This window comes from Paenibacillus sp. FSL k6-2145 (genome assembly GCF_037976585.1).
In the GTDB taxonomy this organism is placed as follows: domain Bacteria; phylum Bacillota; class Bacilli; order Paenibacillales; family Paenibacillaceae; genus Paenibacillus.
Map to the genome: position 1 here is coordinate 6,884,577 of NZ_CP150267.1, position 19,783 is coordinate 6,904,359.

Below are 19,783 nucleotides of genomic sequence, written 5' to 3' on the forward strand. Positions count from 1 at the left end.
CAGACGCCAGCATAAGCCGCCCTTATGGACGGCTTGATGCGTTAATGACTTCCTTTTTCTTCTCTTTTTCCTTACCGTGCCCCTTACCATTATTCATGGCAGAAGTGTCCTCATCTACACTGTCACCTTCACCGTCTGCCGGTGTGGACTCAGGTTCACCTTCCTGATTGGGATCAACACTGCCTTCATCAACGCTACCTTCACCTGGATCAGGCTCATTTTCTGGCGGCGTCTCAGTGCTTTGTTCCGGGTCAATGGAAGGTACATTTACTGTTCCGTTTTTGGCGTCACTGTAGGAGACAAGATACGTATCCAGGAACTGTCCATCACGATATACGGACACAGCCCCATTTTCATTTGGAGCGAGCACAAGTGGAATGGTCAAGGTCTGGGTTGAGTTCACGGTGCGTGTTCCCCATTCCTGATTCTTGCCGCGTGCATCTTCATATGTGATACGAATTTTACTGTTTTTGCCCTCTTCTTTGGGTGACACATTGATATTAAAAGGATATTGCAGCGCTTCAGGCGGATACCCTGTACTGATAAAGATCGTAATCTTATCACCAGGACTCACCTCTGTGCCCGCTTCCACAGGCCATTGCTGCGTCACTTTGCCCTTTTCTATCGTATAGCTTGGTTCTTCCTGCACCTGAGCAAGTTCCAGTCCAGCAGATTTAAGTTTTTCTTCAGCTTCACTGCGGGTAAGATTTTTCAGATCAGGCATTTTGACCGTTTCAGTACCTTTACTTACGGTTAACTCAATCTGAACTGTCGCAGGATCAAATTCCTCATTCACACCCGGTGTCTGGGAAATAACAGAACCTGAAGCCACATCATTGGAGAAGTCATCTTTCCGCTGAATCTGATCTTCCTTAATGCCAAGCGCAGTCAACTTCTTGACAGCCTCATCATAAGTTACTTGTTTGACATCAATCATCTTCACCAGTTCTTTTTCTGCACCAACACTGATCTGGACCTCCGAACCTTCTTTGACGACATCGCCTTCTTTTCTGCTCTGGTCATAGACGATACCCGGTTCAACACCTTCCTGGTACATACGGATGACCTCATCACTGACGACGAGTCCTTTCTCCTCAAGCATTTCACGAGCCTTTTCTTCCGTCTGGGTAATCACGTTAGGTACGGTTACTTCAGGTACAACGAGCATACCCTTGACATACCATACAACGCCCACCATGGCGATTAGAATAAGAACGGTTAATGAAATGAGTAGAGCTGGCTTCTTCCAGCTCTTCGATTTTGTCTTACCCTTGCCAGTTTCTTCGTCAGACTCCATCACAGGCACTGCCCCCGTCGATGTAACTCCGCGAGGTTCAGGCTTGATCGCTGGCATAACGCGAGTCTGGTCTATATCATCCTCATCCGGAAAATCAATCTTCGTTTCATTACGTCTCTCCGGCATCAGGCAAGTTTCCAGATCGGTCTGCATTTCTTTGGCCGACTGATAACGTTCCTGAGGATTTTTACGCATGGATTTTAAGATGACATTTTCCACACTTTGCGGAATCAATGGATTGAATTTGCGTGGTTCATCGAACTCTTCCTGCAAATGTTTCAATGCCACACTGATTGGACTTTCACCCAGAAACGGAAGTTGCCCGGTAAGCATTTGGTAAAGTACGATCCCAAGAGAATATAAGTCCGATTTTTCACCAGTAACGATGCCTTTGGCATGTTCCGGTGAGAAATAATGTACAGAACCAACTACAGAACCCGTCTGCGTAATCGTTGTAGATGTAACGGCACGGGCAATCCCGAAATCCGTTACTTTCACACGGCCATTCCGGCCTATTAATATATTGTGGGGTTTGATATCCCGATGAATAATTTGATTATGATGTGCATGATCAAGAGCATCTGCAATCTGGGAAGCGATTCGGACAGATTCGTCCACTTGCAGCGGCGCACGTTCTTTAATAATTTCATTCAGGTTTTTGCCTTCCACGTACTCCATGACAATATAATGAACGTCATCTTCCTGCCCCACGTCATAAATGCTAACTACATTCGGATGAGACAGTGATGCCGCCGATTGTGCTTCCCTGCGGAAACGGCGAATAAACTCTTCGTCATGCACAAACTGTTGTCTAAGGACTTTAATCGCTACATTCCGGTTCAACAGAAGATCCTGTGCTTTGTACACAAGAGCCATGCCGCCACCGCCGACACGCTCAATCACTTCATAGCGTCCGCCTAGCTGGTGCCCAATCATGACTCACACCCCGTTTCCGTATCCACGGAACCTTCCCTCTGCAACTCGAACAAAGCAACCGTGATGTTGTCGTCTCCCCCAGCAAGTAAAGCCAACTGAAGCAGTCGGTCTGCACGATCTTCCAATGCCAGTTCCAGATTGCCGGCAACCTGAATAATCTGCTCATTGCTGACCAGGTTACTGAGACCATCACTGCACAGGAGAAGAACTTCGCCTTCCTCCAGCTTGACGGTATCCAGGTCTACCTTCACCTCGGCATCTGTTCCAAGCGCACGAGTTAACACGTTGCGACGTGGATGATGGGACACATCCTCTTTGCTAATCTGACCATTTTTGAACAATTCATTCACCAGTGTATGGTCCTCGGTTAGCTGGATCACAGCTTTGTTCGCAATTTTGTAGGCTCTGCTATCACCGATGTGTCCAATAACACCTTCTGTATCGTTCAATAATGCCGCAACCACCGTTGTACCCATGTTGTGATACTTGTCATCTGTGGATGCCGTGCGAAAGATAACTTCGTTGGCATGCAAAATAGCATCGCTGAGAGCTGCAGACAGAGACGCATGCGACAGACCTGGTTCCAGTGTTCCCAGATCTTGTACCAACGTCTCTACTGCCAAGCGGCTTGCCGTATCCCCTGCAAGATGTCCACCCATGCCATCGGCAACAATACCCAGAATATATCCTGTATCGAGATTACGAATCCAGGCTGAATCTTCATTCACCGAACGCACTCGTCCGATATGGCTCACATGAACTGTTTTGATCAAAACGTTCTCACCTCAACTCCATATGCTTTGCACGAAGCTGACCGCAAGCGGCAGCAATATCATGTCCCTGTTCACGACGAATGGTTACATTAACACCCTGTTCCGAGAGAATCTTCTGAAAATTGAAAATGTCGCTTCTCGATGTTCTTACGTATTTGCGTTCAGGTACATGGTTAACCGGAATCAGGTTCACGTGACACAACATGTTCTTAAGCACGCTTGCCAGTTCTGCTGCATGCTCTGGCTGATCGTTTACCCCACCAATAAGTGCATACTCGAACGTAATTCTCCGACCTGTTTTGGCCAGATAATAACGAAGGGACTCCATCACGTCTTCAAAAGGAAAACGACGGTTAACCGGCATCAATTTCGAACGCAGTGCATCATTTGGTGCATGGATCGAAATGGCGAGGTTAATCTGTGTATCTTCATCTGCAAACTTGTAGATGTTCGGAACGATTCCGCTCGTGGATACCGTGATGTGACGCTGACCGATGTTCAGCCCTTTTTCATGAATCATAATGCGCAGGAAAGTCATCGTAGCTTCATAGTTTTCGAAAGGTTCACCCGAACCCATGATTACAATGCTGCTGACACGCTCGCCGCGTTCATCTAAAATTTTCTGAGCCTGCACAACCTGGGCAACAATCTCCCCAGCCGTAAGGTTACGCTTGAGACCACCCAATGTAGATGCACAGAACGTACAACCAATACGACAACCAACCTGTGTGGTTACACAGATGCTGTTCCCGTAGTTATGCTTCATGATTACCGTCTCAATGGCATGATCATCATGAAGACCAAAGAGGAATTTAACCGTTCCATCCTTGGATTCAAACTTGGTAATTTCCTTAAGTGTTACGAATTCAAATTGCTCTGTCAGTTTTTCACGCAATGGCTTGGACAGATTGGTCATTTCACTGAAATCATTCACGCGTTTTACATAAATCCAGTCAAAGATTTGGCCACCGCGAAACGCCGGCTCCCCATTCTCAACGGCCCATTGCTGTAGTTGTTCCAGAGAATAATCATATATAAAAGGTTTCATTTTGTTGTCAACACCTATTCCTTCTTTTCTTTTCGTTGGCTTCCTTCTTTTCGTTCCATTCGTCCTATTCTATCACAAAGACCACGTTACATCCATGTATACCCTTGATATCTGTACTTCATGCATTATAACACCTCAATGCCGCCATCGCACCCTGTCATCACTTTTCTCTGACAATTATATCGAAGTCCCATCACAAAGAAATCCGCCGAAGTTCCCCTCGGCGGTCATGCTTCCGTGCTCTATTAAACTGTTATTTCGCTGTTTTTGTCAACCGTGCGATGAAAAATCCGTCGCTGTGAGCGTATTGTGGCAAAATCTGAATACCACCGTTCACTGCCTTCAAGTTCGCTGTCTTCGATTCAGACCAGACAGATGCTTCTGCTGGACTATATTCCGGATGTCGATTCAAGAAGTCTGCCACCATATCCTCATTCTCAGCAGGCTCAATCGTACACGTGCTATACACCAGAATACCACCTGGTTTTAACAACGGCGCAACCCGATCAAGCAATTCACGCTGCAAGCCTGCGATATCTTCGATATCTTCTACAGTTTTGGTCCATTTCACATCTGGCTTGCGGCGAATAACACCGAGACCTGAACATGGTGCATCCAGCAAAATGCGGTCAAACGACGCTTCCGGATACCGTTCGTTCAGATCAAGAGCATCTCCAGTTACAGCATCGATGCAGCTCAGACCGAGACGATCCGCCTGATCCAGGATCAGCTGGCGCTTGTGAGCATGTACATCATTCGCGACAATACGACCGCGATCCTGCATTTTCTCCGCCATGTGAGCTGTTTTACCACCTGGAGCTGCGCAGCAATCCAATACAAGTTGGTCTTCTTCCGGCGCAACGGCTTCAGCGACAAGCATGGAACTTTCGTCCTGTACAGAGAACAGGCCATCCCGATACCAGGACGTTAGAGCCATATTTCCGCCACTACGTACAAGAATACCATCGGAACTCAGGCGAGAAGCTTCAACGACTGCACCTGTGCTGGCCATCTCATGCATCAGTTTCTCCCGTGTGGTCATTGTGGTGTTGACCCGAACACTCACCGCTGGCGGCTCGTTATTCGCACGACAGATCGCTTCTGCCGTCTCTTCGCCGTACTGGGCAATCCAACGTTTAACCATCCATAACGGGTGGGAATGCTCCAGTGAAATACGTTCGGCAACGGGCAGATGTTCCGGAATACGAAGTTCATCCCGATTACGGATCATATTGCGGAGCACTCCATTCACCATGCCCGAGATTCCCTGATGGCCCAGTTTCTTCGCCAGATTAACCGCTTCGCTCACCACGGCATGTTCCGGAATACGATCCAGGTATATCATCTGGTATACGCTGATTCGCAGCAGGCTACGAACCCATGGTTGCAGTTTGGATACTCCTTTGGCCACGTAACGTTCCAGAAAATAATCAAGTGTATTCAATCTGGCGATTGTTCCATACACCAATTCGGTAGCGAGTCCAGCATCTGCGGGGCTTAAATCTGCCTCTTTCAGACGACGGTTCAACTCCAGATTACTGTATGCTCCATCTTGCTCAACAGCACTCAGAACTTTGACTGCCAATGCACGAGCAGATGTTTTGGGTTTCTGGGAGCGAGATGCACCATCCGATTTACCCGAATTCGGACGACGGTTTCCTTCACGCCCGGATGAATTTCCAGTAGCTTTCTGGCCTTTTCCTGACGAACGACCTGGTATGTTACCGCTCATCGCAGCACCGTTCCAGGTTTCAGTGTACCACCGCGAGCAAAGTCAGCAGCTTGCATCACCTTTTTGCCTGCAGGTTGCACTTCAGTCAACCAGAGGGACCCATCGCCTGTGCGAACTTCAATCCCTGCCTTGCCCAATTGAAGCACGGTTCCCGGCTCTGCTTGTCCTGCATCCGAAGAAGTTGCCAGATCCACCTGATCGGGGTTAGCCGCAGCCCAGACTTTGAAGACCTGATCATCCCATATCGTAAATGCACCGGAGAACGGCACAAGACCACGAATCTGATTGAACAGTTCACGTGAAGTACGACTCCAGTCCATTTTCTCGTCATCCCGAGTAAGATTGCGAGCATATGAAGCCTCGGCATCATCCTGAGGGACCGCCGTTGTCTCGCCTGCAATCAATCGTGGCATTTCTGCCTGAAGCAGTTTGGAACCCGCCTCACTTAATTTATCAAACATCGATCCTGATGTATCTTCATCCGTAATTGGCAGTTCCACACGAGAGATCATATCTCCGGTGTCCAGGCCTTCGGCCATATACATCAATGTGACTCCTGTCACGGATTCACCGTTAATAATGGAACGTTGGATCGGGGCTCCACCGCGATATTTTGGCAAAAGTGAGCCATGCACGTTCACACAACCGCGAACAGGCATATCCAGCACGGCTTTGGGCAGAATCTGTCCAAAGGCCGCGGTCACGATCAGATCCGGCTTCCATTCAGCCAAGCGGGCTACGGCTTCCGGATCACGCAATTTAACAGGTTGAAACACCGGCAGACCGTGGCGTTCTGCCGCGGCCTTAACCGGTGTTGGCGTAAGTACTTTTTTGCGTCCCTGTGGTTTATCAGGCTGAGTGACCACACCCACCACATTGTATCCCTCTGCCATCAGCATATCGAGAGAAGGAACTGCAAATTCAGGTGTTCCCATAAAAACAATATTCAAATCGATCACTCCTTAATTACGACGCGGTCCCGTTTGATCGGCTGCAATTTCGTACACTTTCTCGGCGACATCCGTAAAGAGTACGCCATCCAGATGATCAATCTCATGCTGGAATGCACGGGACAGCAAGCCACTACCCGTAATAATCAACTCTTTGCCTTCACGATCCAGACCTTTAACCGTAACGGTCTCGAAACGGCGAACATCACCATTAATTCCAGGGATACTCAGACAACCTTCCGGTCCAAATTGTTCTCCCTCACTTGCAATGATCTCCGGGTTAATCATCTTGATCAGCCCTTGCTCATCACCTGCGTCGATAACAATCAGACGTTTCAAAATTCCAACCTGCGGCGCAGCAAGACCTACACCTTCCGCATCGTACATGGTATCAGCCATATCATCCAGCAATTTTTGTACGTTCGGTGTAATTTTAGTTACTTCTTTGGCTCTCTTGTGGAGCACCTCATCTGGTTCTTGCACGATAATGCGAATCGACATGTTGTAAGCACCTTCCTAATCCTCATCATAATTTCAGGACGATATCTGTATTTTTGGGGTATTCATTTTAATCTATGTTTATACCGCTTGTTTACATCCGCATTGCTGCAAAATGCTTACATTAACATTTGCGGGTCTACATCCAGACTAATAAGCAATTTCTGCGCCTGAACATCATCGTCCATGCGCCGGGCCGTAGCCAGAGCGAGTCCTATGGCGTCTACATCCCCCCGCCATTTTATCATACATTGGAATCTGTATCTATTCTTGATCCGTGGAATTGGGGATGCTACCGGCCCTAGTACATCAAAGGCATCATTGCTGAAACGATCCAGACTGCCGAGCCATCCGGCCGCATTAGCCTTCTCTTTCAGTATTCGCGTATAGTTCTCGGCAAGACGAATCAATACCGGAAGCTGCTCATGCGAAAAGGTCACCAGAATCAGGCGACAGTATGGCGGATATTGCAAATTGCGACGGTGCAGCAATTCCTCACGTACAAACGACACGTAGTCATGCTGACTCGCATGACCAATGGAGTAGTGCTCCGGCGTATAGGACTGAACAAACACTTCACCAGGCAATTGGTGCCGACCAGCTCGGCCCGCTACCTGTGTTAGTAACTGAAACGTTTTTTCCGCAGCCCGGAAATCAGGTAAATTCAACGCTGAATCGGCTGTTATCACGCCAACCAGGGTTACATCCGGGAAATCAAGTCCCTTCGCAACCATCTGGGTGCCCAGCAATACATCCGCCTTTTTCTCACGAAACTGTTTCAGCAGCTTCTCGTGAGCCCCTTTTTCCGTTGTTGTATCCACATCCATCCGAATGACCCGAATACCCGGAAAGAGCTTGGCAAGCTCTTCCTCGACTCGCTGTGTACCTGTACCAAAGTATCGAATATGCTCACTTCCACAGTCCGGACACACTTCCGGAGCCGCTTCCGCATACCCGCAGTAATGACAACGAAGATTATTCGAGCGCTGATGGTACGTTAATGAAATATCACATTCGGGACAACCTGCCACATATCCACAACTTCGGCACATAACAAAGGTCGAATATCCACGGCGATTCAGCAGAAGCACCGTCTGTTCACCACGTTCCAAGCGCTCCTCCAACCCTTTGTGCAAAGCCCTGCTGAACATGGAGCGGTTGCCATCCTTCAACTCTTCACGCATGTCAACGATTCGCACTTCAGGCAACTTGTTACCCAGTGCCCGTGTTGGCATCTCCAGTAAAAGTGGTGCAAAATCATCATTACTTTGCGAGCGTGCCGCATAATAACTTTCCAGCGAAGGTGTCGCTGAACCCAGAACAACCACGGCCTGATGCTGCTGTGCTCTTTTTACCGCCACATCACGGGCATGATATTTCGGAGTTTCTTCCTGTTTGTAGGAAGTCTCGTGTTCTTCATCCATAATGATCAACCCAAGCCGACTGAATGGAGCAAATACGGCTGAACGCGCCCCAATCGCAACCTTCACCTGACCTTCACGAATCTTGCGCCATTCATCATAACGTTCACCGCCAGACAGACGACTGTGCATAACAGCAACTTGGTCCCCAAATCGCCCTTTAAAACGTTCTACCATCTGTGGTGTGAGTGCAATCTCGGGAACCAGAACGATAGCCTGCCGATCCTGCTCGATGCATTGTTGAATGGTTTGAAGATAGACTTCCGTCTTGCCACTTCCCGTAACACCATGTAACAAAAATACCCCGTGGCGTTGTTCCTGCAATCGGCCATTGATATTGTCGTAGACAAGTTTTTGCTCATCAGTCAGAACCAGCGGTTCAGTCGCTTTGAACTTCCTGCCCTGATAAGGGTCACGAAAGACCTCAACGTCCTCGGTGACGATCAGTCCCTTATCCTCAAGCCCCTTAATCGTTGCAGCCGATACCTGTAGTGTAGATAACACTTCTTTCATCGGCATGGGCAGCAGTTCTTTCATTTCCAGCAAAAAAGCCAGAATCTCCTTCTGTCGCTGTGCTTTCGCCGGGAATGAAGCAAGTGCTTCCTCAGCAGCAGCAATATCTACAGCCAGATCAACGGACTTCATCGTTTTTTTATTTAACTTGTCCTTGATGGCCTGACTTTCCAGCAGCACGCCACCAAGCAATAATTTCTTAATTAGTGCAGCATGATTGGGATATTTTCGACTCAGTTGTTGCAGCGGTACCTGACCCCGACTCTTGACAAAACGGATGATATCCTGCTGTACTTTCTCAGTCGTAGACTCTTCTCCCCAAACAAATAACACCTCATCATCCGGTTGTGCACCCGCCATCTGTCCATCAAGTGCATCTCCCAGCGAGATGTATCGCTCTGCTTTACCTTTCAATGCCGTCGGCACCATGACCTGCAATGACAAAATCCGGTTACTGGCATAACGTCCACTCATCCATTCGGCCAACTCAACCAAATCCTTTGACAACGGTGGAACAATGTCCAGCAACTCCTGAATCTGCTTAAGCTTGAATGATTCCTCTCCGGTACGCGGCACAAGATCAATCACGAATCCCTGCACCGTCCGATGACCAAAAGGTACACCCACCCGGCTGCCAATCTCGATCCATTCCCTCATCGATTCAGGTACCAGGTAATCAAACGGCCGGTCTGTTTCCTTCACGGGAACATCGACTATGACCTTGGCAATCTCCATATCCTAATTCCTCCCGGCAATGCGCTCCGCCGCAATCCGGAGCAACCGATGAGCCACATCGTCCTTGGCTATCACTGGAAGCTCCTCCACCAAACCTTCCCGGTCATAGATATGTACCGCGTTGGTGTCTGTTCCAAATCCTGCACCCGTGCGGGTTACATCATTGGCTACGATCAGATCACAGTTTTTCCGTTCCAATTTCTCACGTGCATACATCTCAACCGACTGAGTCTCTGCAGCAAAACCAATCAAAAACTGATGGGTCTTCTCTTTGCCCAGCGTTTCAAGAATATCTATATTTTTAACAAGTTCGAGCGACAATGTGTCGCCTTTCTTCTTGATCTTCTCGGTATAAACTTCCTTTGGACGGTAATCGGCAACTGCCGCCGCCTTAACCACGATATCAGCATCGTCCCACTCGCGTGTTACGGCTTCATACATATCCTGCGCAGACTGTACAAGGATCAACTCAACGTTCTCCGGTGGCTTGGCTTGGGTATTGCCCATAACCAATTTCACATCTGCCCCCAGATCACGCGCAGCTGCGGCTATGGCAAATCCCATTTTGCCAGATGAATCGTTCGTAATGTATCGTACTGGGTCAATGCGCTCAATCGTACCGCCAGCCGTAACAACAACCTTCTTGCCTTGTAACAATGGAGCTTGTCCCTGCCGGCTAATGTCTGCAGACTCGCGTTGTTCAAAGAAACGTTCCACCACATCCACAATGCTCTCCGGTTCTTCCAGACGTCCCTTGCCCACATATCCACACGCAAGCAAACCTTCACCCGGTTCAATCATCATGGCACCCCGTTCAACAAGCAGGTTCATATTATGCTTTACAGCTGGATGATCATACATATGTACATTCATCGCCGGAGCAATCATAACAGGGGCTGTCGTGGCAAGAAGAGTTGTTGAGAGCATATCATCTGCCATGCCATGCGCCATCTTGGCAATTACATTGGCTGTTGCCGGAGCAACCAGAACAAGATCCGCCAGATCGGCCAGATGAATATGAGATACGACTGCTGGTTCACGCTCATCAAATGTATCGGTATATACGGTGTTTCGGGTCAACGTTTGCAGCGTCAATTCGGTAATAAACTGTGTAGCGGAAGCTGTCATAATTACATGAACATCCGCTCCCTTTTGTACCAGTCTGCTGCATAATGTTGCCGCTTTGTAAGCGGCTATGCCGCCAGTCACACCAAGCACGATTTTTTTACCGTTCAACATGTTTATTTCCCCCGATATTTATACGACGTCTAAGTAAGATTCCGTTAAAATATGCTTATTCGTAAAAAAATAACAACCTCGCGGTTGTCAATTAATCCGGCTTGCGCCGTATGCAGTTGAAGAGCAGCCGCAGGCGGCTTACTCTTCTTCTTCGTCCTGTCCTTTGATGACAACGAGCAGGTCTCCATAGATTTCTTCCAGTGCAACGCCCACTTGTTTATGGGATCTCGCACCTCTTAAATCCGATTTTTCACCTTCACGTAGCTGTCTAGCCCGGCGGGAAGCAGCAACAACAAGGGAATACTTGCTGTCGACTTTGTTCATCATTTCATCAATAGAAGGATACAGCATATTAACAAACACCTCTTCGCATTAGTATAATCGCAAGTTGCCGCCTGACAGAACTGATGTGGCATGTCTTCACACCCGGGCATTCCGAGAAGGAGTGCTTCAGTATATGATATGACAACTGCCCCACTTATATCGCATTCTGCAGCGGCAAAAGGGATTATTTATTGATCTTACAATGTTCGGCGATTATGATGCTTTCTATTCTCTTGCACGCCAAATCAATTTCATCATTAACAACAGCGTAATCATACTGCTCCAGCAGACTGATCTCATCAACCGCCACGGACATCCGGTGATCAATGGTCGCTTGGCTTTCGGTACCACGGCCCTGAATGCGATCTTTCAGCTCGTCCAATGAAGGAGGAAGCAGGAAAACAAAGATCCCTTCCGGGAATTTCTCTTTCACTTTTAACGCGCCTTGAACCTCAATCTCCAGAATGATGTCGCGGCCTTCGTTAATCGTTTTCTCTACAAAATCACGCGGTGTTCCGTAATAATTACCAACATACTCCGCATGTTCCAACAATTGATCTTCAGCAATCATGTTCTGGAACTCTTCATGACTTCTGAAGAAATAGTTCACACCATGTTCTTCACCAAGACGAGGCTGACGGGTTGTTGCCGATACGGAATAGATCAATTCCGGCACCCGTTTGCGCAAAGCGCTGCATACAGTACCCTTCCCGACCCCAGATGGGCCGGACAACACTACCAGTAATCCCTTAGACATATTACACTCCATTTTATTCGTCGTTATCATCATCTTTCGAAGAAAGACGATGGGCGACCGTCTCAGGCTGAACTGCAGACAAAATGACATGATCGCTATCCGTAATAATTACGGCACGAGTACGTCTTCCGTACGTTGCATCAATCAGCATGTGACGATCTCTTGCCTCTTGTATAATTCTCTTGATCGGCGCCGATTCCGGACTCACGATGGATATAATCCGGTTCGCCGATACGATGTTACCGAATCCAATGTTAATGAGTTTGATTGCCATAATCAGGTTCTTCCCCCTATACATGCGACTCTTTTGTCGAAATTAGGCCGATCATTCGATATTCGCAGCTTGCTCGCGAATCTTCTCCAGTTCCGCCTTCATCTCGACAACACGATTCACCAGAGCCAAATGGTTGGCTTTTGATCCAATCGTATTGACTTCCCGATTCATCTCTTGAATTAGAAAGTCCAACTTACGACCTACCGGCTCATCACTCTTCAGCAGTTCCCTGCTCTGTCCAAAGTGACTCTGTAGACGCGTAAGCTCCTCTTCTATGTTAGAACGATCGGCAAACATTGCAATTTCCATACCCAATTTATGCTCATCAAAAGGGAAAGAGCCTTCTTCCTGCATTTCCGTAAGCCTTTGTCTTAGCTTGTTGCGATAATCACTTACCACAGTCGGTGCAAGATCAAGCATCTCGGTATGCAGTGACTCCAGACGGGTAATCCGCCGTTCCAGGTCACTGGCCAGATGAAGACCCTCGCGAGCGCGCATCTGTTCAAGGCTGGACAGAGCCTCTTTCAATCCTTCCTGCAGAACTCGCTCCCATTCGTCCTTCTGCTCTTCGGGAATGGAACTTGTCCCATCCGAATGAACCATGACGTCCGGCAGACCAAGCATATCCACAATACTTGGTTTGCCCTGCATTCCATATTGGGTCTCCAGTTGCTCTGCAGCCTGCAGATAGGCCCTGACCGTCTGTTCATTCAGAACAGCGGGAAGAGCCTGGTCTTCCTCTTTTTCTTTCATTACATAAACATCAATCCGCCCACGTTTCAAACGACTCTGTACGATTTTCCTCAAACCGTCTTCATAATACGTCCACTCTCTTGGCAGACGCATCATCACTTCGCAATAACGATGATTAACAGATTTGATCTCTAATTGTACCTTATAGCCGCCAAAATGAAAGGCGGATTGACCGTATCCGGTCATACTGAATGACATCGGCATCACATCCGTTTTACTATTGTAATTGATTATTAGGGTTGAAACAAGTAGGACATTGATGCTCCGACTTCTCCCATACGTATTGAGTCAGTTCGGCCGTCATGCCGTAGAACATAAACGGTGTCATAAGATAGATGCCTTTGAAATGCGCTGTTGCTACGTCCAGCAATTCTTTGGCAATTTTTACCCCCATCGCACGGCCTTCTTCACCTTCCAGACCTGCCATACGGGAACGCACTTCATCCGAAAGCTGAATTCCGGGAACCTCGTTGTGCAGATACTCTGCATTCCGTCCACTCGCCAGCGGCATTACACCTACAAAAATGGGCACATCCAGATGTTTGGTCGCCTCGTGCATCGCCACAATCAACTCAGGATCATAGATCGGTTGTGTCATAATGTAATCTGCACCAGAGGCAATTTTCTTCTCCAGACGCTGTACAGCTTTTTCCAAATATTTCACATTAGGATTAAATGCTGCTCCGATGACAAAACCCGCTTTTTGCTTCAGCGGTTTACCAGAGAAAGCCACTCCATCGTTCAACTGTTTGATCATGCGTATGATTTCAAAAGAAGTCAGATCGTATACCGAGCTTGAACCCGGCAGATCACCAAATCTTGCAGGATCTCCTGTTACAGCCAGTACATGATTGATGCCCAGAGCATCAAACCCCATCATGTGGGACTGTGTTCCAATCAGGTTCCGGTCACGGCAGGCAATGTGCACAAGTGGACGAAGGCCCGTGCGATCCTGAACAAGGTGACCCAGTGCCATGTTGCTCATCCGTGTAACCGCGAGTGAATTATCGGCCAGTGTCAGGGCATCGGCTCCTGCTGCTTTTAATGTCTCGGCACCTTTCATGAACTTGGCAATGTCCAAGTCACGCGGCGGGTCGAGTTCAACAATGACCGTGTGACGCTGCTTGACCAGATCAACGATCGTAGGCTGTCCTCCACGCCCGGAACGCTCATCCACATGTTCATGCAACACAATACGCGGTTTGGATTCTGACGGATCAGGCTCCAAAATAGGCGAAGGTATATAGTCAGCAAGCGCCTCTTTCATAGCGGTAATATGATCAGGTGTCGTACCACAGCAACCGCCGATAATACGAGCGCCCAGTTCGGCAAATTGCACTGCCGTCTGACCAAAGTACTCCGGAGTTGCACCATAACGGAACTGACCATCTACATAATCTGCAGCACCCGCATTTGGATAAACAGACATTGGAATACCAATACGTCCGGAGACGGTTTCCATGGCACGCATAATCCCGTTTGGACCTGAGCGACAGTTAAAACCAATGACGTCCGCGCCCTGCTCCCGCATAATCCGGAAGGCTTCAGGCATCGTATATCCGTCCAGTGTATGTCCTACATCCTCTACAGCGAACTGTCCAATCACGGGCAGATCACTTAGCTTGCGCGCTTGCAAAAGAGCAATATCCATTTCCTCGATATCATAGAAGGTCTCAAGTAAAATGCCATCTACGCCTTCATCAAGCAGTGCAGAGATCTGTTGTTGATAAAAGCGTTTCAGTTCACTCGTTGACACGTTCGTCCGCTTGCCACCTCGAATGGAACCAACTGCACCAAGCACATAACCGGTATCCCCAGCTACCTCTTTGGCAATACGTACGCCGGCACGATTCACGTCCTCCACCTTGGACTCCAGACCGAACTTGGACAACTTGTCGTAATTGGCAGAATACGTATTTGTTTCAAATATTTCTGTACCTGCATCCCGATAACGGCGATGTACATCCGCCACTACTTCAGGTGAAATCAAGTTCAATTCTTCATATGAAATCCCCACTGGGAACCCCATTTGGTACAGATATGTTCCCATGGCCCCATCTCCAACAAGAACCCGTTCCTGCATAACTTTGCGCAAATCCGCCTTCATCCCATTTCCCCCCGCCTAGCTGTGATCATTTACATACTAATGTAACACAAAAAACGCTAAAAAACGAAGAAAAACACAGGTTTTTGATGAGTATCCAGCTCATATGGACTTTCTTGCCAAACAGCCCCCAATATGTCTCTGTACAGGAGACACGACCTGTTCTTTTTAACAAAAAAAGAGGCCCACAGGCCTCTTCTGTTACACCGTTCACTTGATTATGAAGTGATTCCCTTAAAAACAACTTCAGCAGGCCCAGTCATGTATACATGATTGTCAGCTTCATTCCACTCAATGTGGAGATCTCCACCCTTGAGGCTAATGATTGCTGTACGATCTGTATGACCATTCAGGACAGAGGATACCAGTGTCGCACAAGCTCCGGTTCCACAAGCAAGTGTTGGACCAGCTCCGCGTTCCCATACACGCATGTCCACATATCCACGGTCACGAACTGTAGCAAATTCCACATTGATTTTTTTCGGGAACATGGGATGTACTTCAAGAAGTGGGCCCCAAGTCGTGAGGTCAAAATTAACAGCATCATCTACATAGATAACCGCATGCGGGTTACCCATGGATACGGCAGTGAATTTGAACGCATGTCCATTCGCTTCAATGTAGTGATCAACCACTGGATTGGCATCCACCGTTGTAGGCACTTGAAGACCGTTCAGAATCGGCTCCCCCATATCGACACGAACCGTTTCCACTTTACCATCACGAATATTGAGACTCACAGGTTGTACCCCTGCACCAATCGTTTCAATGGTGATCTGCTCCTGATTCACGTGACCATGATCGTGTACATATTTGGATACACAGCGAATGGCATTACCGCACTGTTCTGCTTCCGAACCGTCCGAATTCATGATACGCATCTGAAAGTCCGCCTTCTCTGAAGGCAGTATATAAACCAGGCCGTCCGCACCGATGCCAAAGAAACGGTTGCACCATTTCACAGCCAGTTCTGCTGCATCTGCCGGAAGCTCCTTTTCACCAAATACAACGATAAAATCGTTACCAAGTCCATGCATTTTCGTAAATTCCATAATCTTGCCCACTCCTTTTGGCAGTCTGCTGCCAAAGCTATATTCTTGCTCTTCTACAGGATTACCATAGAAATTAATATTCAACATTTACACAAAAAAGCTATCCTGCAAAATGCCAAAGCTCTCGCTTCGAATCATTTTGAGGATAGCATAACGAAATAGGTCAGGAAAAGGTATTGATTTTATGCCGAAAACTTTGTACTTTTCGGTACGAAGCGGCCAGAACCACCCATACGGCGGCGGTTACGACGACCACCCCAGACGCTGCCTGCGCCCATAAGGAACGTTGGAATGCCCGCTGCAACGATGCAGATCGCCCATTCACGCAAACCAAGCGGTACGGTTTTGAAGATCGGCTGCAACGGTTCAACGTACATCACAACCAGCATCAGTACAACCGATGAAATAACCGCAAGAACCAGATATTTGTTCTGTAAAGGATTCCGGTGGAAGATGGACCGCGAACTACGGCAATCAAAGACATGAATAAGCTGCGCCAAAACGAGTGTAGCAAAAGCTACAGACTGTGCCTTGATGAGTTGACCCGGATTATCCGGTGCAGCCTGAAGGGTAAGCCAGAATGCTCCGAGTGTACATAATCCAATTAACACACCCCGGCTGACGATTTTCCAACCCAGTCTGCGGGCAAAAATATTTTCCTTGGCACCACGGGGTTTGTGTTCCATCAAATCTTTCTCAGGCTGATCTACCCCGAGCGCCATTGCAGGTAATCCATCCGTCACCAGGTTAACCCACAGAATCTGAATAGGTACAAGCGGCAGTGGCAGGCCCATCATCATTGCAAAGAACATCGTCAAAATCTCACCCACGTTTGATGCCAGCAAATAACGGATAAATTTGCGAATGTTCTCATAAATATTACGGCCTTCTTCAATGGCAGCCACAATGGTTGAGAAGTTATCATCACTCAGAATCAGCGCCGAAGCTTCCTTCGTGACATCTGTACCCGTAATGCCCATCGCAATCCCGATGTCTGCCGCTTTAATGGCTGGAGCATCATTGACTCCATCTCCTGTCATGGCGACGACATGCCCTTTGCGCTGTAACGATTTTACGATGCGAAGCTTGTGTTCTGGAGATACCCTTGAGAACACGTAGATGCCCTCTACCTGTTTATCCAGTTGCTCGTCTGTCATGCCTGCCAGTTGTTGACCACTTAACGACGCGCCTCCGCGGGGAAGAATCCCCAGCTGATGAGCAATGGCTTCTGCCGTTGTTCCATGATCACCTGTGATCATGACGGTACGAATGCCCGCTTTGCGGCATGTGGCAATTGCATCTCGCACTTCACGACGCGGCGGATCTATCATACCTGCAAGTCCTACGAAGACAAGTTGACTTTCGGCGGCGTGTTCGTCAGCCACTTTTTCTTCCGGCCGCACTTCACGGTAGGCCATTCCGAGGACACGCAGTGCTGCTCCAGCCATGCTCTCGTTAGCTGCCATCACTTTCTGTCGCAGTGTTCCAGTGAAAGGCACGACCTTACCTTCCCACAAAATATAACTACAGTGTCCGATTAACACATCCGGTGCACCTTTGGTGTAGATCATTCGGCCCCCCTGATGATGAACCAGGACCGACATGCGTTTCCGCTCCGAATCAAACGGGAATTCCTGCTGGCGGGCATACAACTCTTTGAGTCCGGCAGGAGTAAGCCCCATTTTGGAGGCCAGTGTGACCAGTGCCCCTTCCGTCGGATCACCTTTCAGCTCCCAGAATACATTATCTCGTTGAACGGTTTCTTCTTGGAGATCACCTTTTTTTGTGTTTTTCTTGCCGTCCTTTTTGGTATCCTTGCCCTTTTTCTTGCTCCCGGCCTCGCTTGCAACACTCTCGACAATACTGGCATTGTTGCAAAGCGCACTGATCTGAAGCATTCTACGTAGCGACTGGTCACTCTTCAGTTCCACCGTACGACCGTTCTCCAGCATCTGCCCTTCAGGTGCATAACCATCCCCGGTAACCTTGATGTTACGTCCCTCCAGCCACACATCCGTTACCGTCATCTTGTTCTGGGTGAGCGTGCCAGTCTTATCCGAACATATTACGGATGCACAGCCCAGAGTTTCGACGGAAGGCAGTTTGCGTACAATGGCTTTACGTTTGATCATTCGCTGCACGCCAAGTGCGAGTGCAATGGTTACAATAGCCGGCAGACCCTCCGGTATGGCAGCCACCGCGAGGCTAACCCCTGCCAGAAACATGCCAACGGCTGGTTGACCGTGTAATATCCCGGCGACGACAACCATAATGGTTAATCCCAATGCGACAAAAATCAGAATTTTGCCCAGTTGTTCCAGCCTGTGCTGTAACGGTGTTTCCTGCTCCTCCGTATTCTGGATCAAGTCGGCGATTTTGCCCATCTCCGTCTCCATCCCCGTACGGATAACCACGCCTTTGGCTGTACCACGAGTGACCATGGTACCCATAAAACCAATATTCTTCTGATCACCCAGCGGAACATCATCATCGGCAATCGGAAGGCAATGTTTGCTTACAGGAACCGATTCCCCGGTAAGTGCTGACTCCTCAACATCCAGACTGTTTGTTTGCAGCCAGCGCACATCAGCGGGTATACGATCCCCACTCTCCACCATAATAATATCCCCGGGGACAAGTTGTTTGGCGGCAAGGTGTACTTCCTGGCCTGAACGAAGCACTTTGGCAAGAGGTGCAGACAACTGTTTCAATGCACGAAGAGATCGTTCAGCCCGGAATTCCTGTACAAACCCCAGAATCGCATTCAGTACGATAATAGCCACAATCGTTACCGCATCCAGATACTCACCCAGTAATCCGGATACCAACGTTGCTCCCATCAACACCAGCACCATAAAATCTTTGAACTGATTCAAGAGCAATGTAATCGGAGATATGCGTTTCCCCTCGCTCAGCTCATTCGAACCGACCACTTTCCTCTTCTCTGCTACAGCTTCATCCGTCAATCCTTCCTGCGGGCTGACGCCAAGAGTGTTACGAAGCTCTTCATCACTAAGTTGATGCCACTTGGTATGTTCCATGCTTCAAGTTTCCCTCCCAGTCTGTATTTCATCTGCAAAATAAGCTCACATGTTTCACCGGCGTGCTGGTCGACAGGCTGTACACTATGCCGGACAAACTACCTGCTCTATATGTATTCGGACAGGTCTGTGATTAGCACCCGGAAGGTGAATCCTTTCCCTGATGGACAGAATAGGCTAAAATAAAAGTCTGCGATGTTCTGCGCAGTACCGATTCCAGCGTTCAACAGGCAAGCAACGAAGAATCTGCAGCCAGTCCTTGTTTTTTTACATACCTGGTTGCACGGTTTCAGTTATATAGATGAAGCATTTGGCATGATAAATGCAGATGCTCGA

General features: G+C 48.3%; 15 protein-coding genes. All 15 read right to left on the reverse strand.

What is annotated here, in order from left to right; genetic code table 11:
* Nucleotides 1-22 precede the first annotated feature (22 nt).
* The 15 genes from pknB to NZ043_RS30565 all read right to left on the reverse strand — a co-directional run bounded on the left by pknB (nt 23) and on the right by NZ043_RS30565 (nt 19,447).
* Nucleotides 23-2,233 (reverse strand): Stk1 family PASTA domain-containing Ser/Thr kinase, encoded by a 2,211-nt coding sequence (gene pknB / locus NZ043_RS30495; protein WP_133385479.1) that lies wholly within the window; start codon nt 2,231-2,233, stop codon nt 23-25.
* Nucleotides 2,230-3,006, reverse strand: coding sequence for a Stp1/IreP family PP2C-type Ser/Thr phosphatase (locus NZ043_RS30500; protein WP_091028658.1), 777 nt, complete (start codon nt 3,004-3,006; stop codon nt 2,230-2,232). The genes pknB and NZ043_RS30500 overlap by 4 nt, the downstream gene beginning before the upstream one ends.
* A 7-nt stretch (nt 3,007-3,013) precedes the next feature.
* Complete coding sequence (rlmN, locus tag NZ043_RS30505) at nt 3,014-4,054, reverse strand: 23S rRNA (adenine(2503)-C(2))-methyltransferase RlmN (RefSeq protein WP_036614609.1); 1,041 nt, start codon at nt 4,052-4,054, stop codon at nt 3,014-3,016.
* A 253-nt stretch (nt 4,055-4,307) separates the two neighbouring features.
* On the reverse strand, nt 4,308-5,786 hold the full coding sequence (gene rsmB, locus NZ043_RS30510) for a 16S rRNA (cytosine(967)-C(5))-methyltransferase RsmB (RefSeq protein WP_133385480.1): 1,479 nt from the start codon (nt 5,784-5,786) through the stop codon (nt 4,308-4,310).
* The gene (gene fmt, locus NZ043_RS30515; protein ID WP_339310002.1) at nt 5,783-6,736 is read right to left on the reverse strand and encodes a methionyl-tRNA formyltransferase; all 954 of its coding nucleotides are present in this window, start codon (nt 6,734-6,736) and stop codon (nt 5,783-5,785) included. Before fmt ends, rsmB begins: the two co-directional genes overlap by 4 nt.
* A 12-nt stretch (nt 6,737-6,748) precedes the next feature.
* The gene (gene def, locus NZ043_RS30520; protein ID WP_017687449.1) at nt 6,749-7,237 is read right to left on the reverse strand and encodes a peptide deformylase; all 489 of its coding nucleotides are present in this window, start codon (nt 7,235-7,237) and stop codon (nt 6,749-6,751) included.
* A 116-nt stretch (nt 7,238-7,353) separates the two neighbouring features.
* Nucleotides 7,354-9,903: a primosomal protein N' gene (gene priA, locus NZ043_RS30525; protein WP_133385482.1), complete on the reverse strand. Its 2,550-nt coding sequence runs from the start codon at nt 9,901-9,903 to the stop codon at nt 7,354-7,356.
* 3 nt (nt 9,904-9,906) lie between these two features.
* The gene (gene coaBC, locus NZ043_RS30530) at nt 9,907-11,142 is read right to left on the reverse strand and encodes a bifunctional phosphopantothenoylcysteine decarboxylase/phosphopantothenate--cysteine ligase CoaBC (RefSeq protein ID WP_249912200.1); all 1,236 of its coding nucleotides are present in this window, start codon (nt 11,140-11,142) and stop codon (nt 9,907-9,909) included.
* A 138-nt stretch (nt 11,143-11,280) separates the two neighbouring features.
* Complete coding sequence (gene rpoZ, locus NZ043_RS30535; RefSeq protein ID WP_091028645.1) at nt 11,281-11,493, reverse strand: DNA-directed RNA polymerase subunit omega; 213 nt, start codon at nt 11,491-11,493, stop codon at nt 11,281-11,283.
* Nucleotides 11,494-11,650: 157 nt separating this feature from the next.
* Nucleotides 11,651-12,223 carry a guanylate kinase gene (gmk, locus tag NZ043_RS30540; RefSeq protein ID WP_017687445.1) on the reverse strand — a complete coding sequence of 191 codons (573 nt, stop codon included), beginning with the start codon at nt 12,221-12,223 and terminating at the stop codon, nt 11,651-11,653.
* Between the two features lie 13 nt (nt 12,224-12,236).
* On the reverse strand, nt 12,237-12,497 hold the full coding sequence (locus tag NZ043_RS30545; RefSeq protein WP_006209218.1) for a DUF370 domain-containing protein: 261 nt from the start codon (nt 12,495-12,497) through the stop codon (nt 12,237-12,239).
* Nucleotides 12,498-12,548: 51 nt separating this feature from the next.
* Nucleotides 12,549-13,448 carry a YicC/YloC family endoribonuclease gene (locus tag NZ043_RS30550; protein WP_076211386.1) on the reverse strand — a complete coding sequence of 300 codons (900 nt, stop codon included), beginning with the start codon at nt 13,446-13,448 and terminating at the stop codon, nt 12,549-12,551.
* A 19-nt stretch (nt 13,449-13,467) separates the two neighbouring features.
* Nucleotides 13,468-15,357 (reverse strand): bifunctional homocysteine S-methyltransferase/methylenetetrahydrofolate reductase, encoded by a 1,890-nt coding sequence (locus NZ043_RS30555; protein ID WP_091028643.1) that lies wholly within the window; start codon nt 15,355-15,357, stop codon nt 13,468-13,470.
* Between the two features lie 215 nt (nt 15,358-15,572).
* Nucleotides 15,573-16,406 carry a diaminopimelate epimerase gene (gene dapF / locus NZ043_RS30560; RefSeq protein ID WP_339310004.1) on the reverse strand — a complete coding sequence of 278 codons (834 nt, stop codon included), beginning with the start codon at nt 16,404-16,406 and terminating at the stop codon, nt 15,573-15,575.
* 182 nt (nt 16,407-16,588) lie between these two features.
* Nucleotides 16,589-19,447, reverse strand: a complete 2,859-nt coding sequence (locus tag NZ043_RS30565) for a calcium-translocating P-type ATPase, SERCA-type (RefSeq protein ID WP_339310006.1) — start codon at nt 19,445-19,447, stop codon at nt 16,589-16,591.
* Between the last annotated feature and the right edge of the window lie 336 nt (nt 19,448-19,783).

What these genes read in the sequence shown, in the direction of transcription:
- rsmB (WP_133385480.1), bottom strand. Translation starts at nt 5,786, where the DNA reads ATGAGCGGTAACATACCAGGTCGTTCGTCAGGAAAAGGCCAGAAAGCT.
- dapF (WP_339310004.1), bottom strand. Translation starts at nt 16,406, where the DNA reads ATGGAATTTACGAAAATGCATGGACTTGGTAACGATTTTATCGTTGTA.
- gmk (WP_017687445.1), bottom strand. Translation starts at nt 12,223, where the DNA reads ATGTCTAAGGGATTACTGGTAGTGTTGTCCGGCCCATCTGGGGTCGGG.
- priA (WP_133385482.1), bottom strand. Translation starts at nt 9,903, where the DNA reads ATGGAGATTGCCAAGGTCATAGTCGATGTTCCCGTGAAGGAAACAGAC.
- coaBC (WP_249912200.1), bottom strand. Translation starts at nt 11,142, where the DNA reads ATGTTGAACGGTAAAAAAATCGTGCTTGGTGTGACTGGCGGCATAGCC.
- NZ043_RS30565 (WP_339310006.1), bottom strand. Translation starts at nt 19,447, where the DNA reads ATGGAACATACCAAGTGGCATCAACTTAGTGATGAAGAGCTTCGTAAC.
- rlmN (WP_036614609.1), bottom strand. Translation starts at nt 4,054, where the DNA reads ATGAAACCTTTTATATATGATTATTCTCTGGAACAACTACAGCAATGG.
- NZ043_RS30550 (WP_076211386.1), bottom strand. Translation starts at nt 13,448, where the DNA reads ATGTCATTCAGTATGACCGGATACGGTCAATCCGCCTTTCATTTTGGC.
- def (WP_017687449.1), bottom strand. Translation starts at nt 7,237, where the DNA reads ATGTCGATTCGCATTATCGTGCAAGAACCAGATGAGGTGCTCCACAAG.
- rpoZ (WP_091028645.1), bottom strand. Translation starts at nt 11,493, where the DNA reads ATGCTGTATCCTTCTATTGATGAAATGATGAACAAAGTCGACAGCAAG.
- NZ043_RS30555 (WP_091028643.1), bottom strand. Translation starts at nt 15,357, where the DNA reads ATGAAGGCGGATTTGCGCAAAGTTATGCAGGAACGGGTTCTTGTTGGA.
- pknB (WP_133385479.1), bottom strand. Translation starts at nt 2,233, where the DNA reads ATGATTGGGCACCAGCTAGGCGGACGCTATGAAGTGATTGAGCGTGTC.
- NZ043_RS30545 (WP_006209218.1), bottom strand. Translation starts at nt 12,497, where the DNA reads ATGGCAATCAAACTCATTAACATTGGATTCGGTAACATCGTATCGGCG.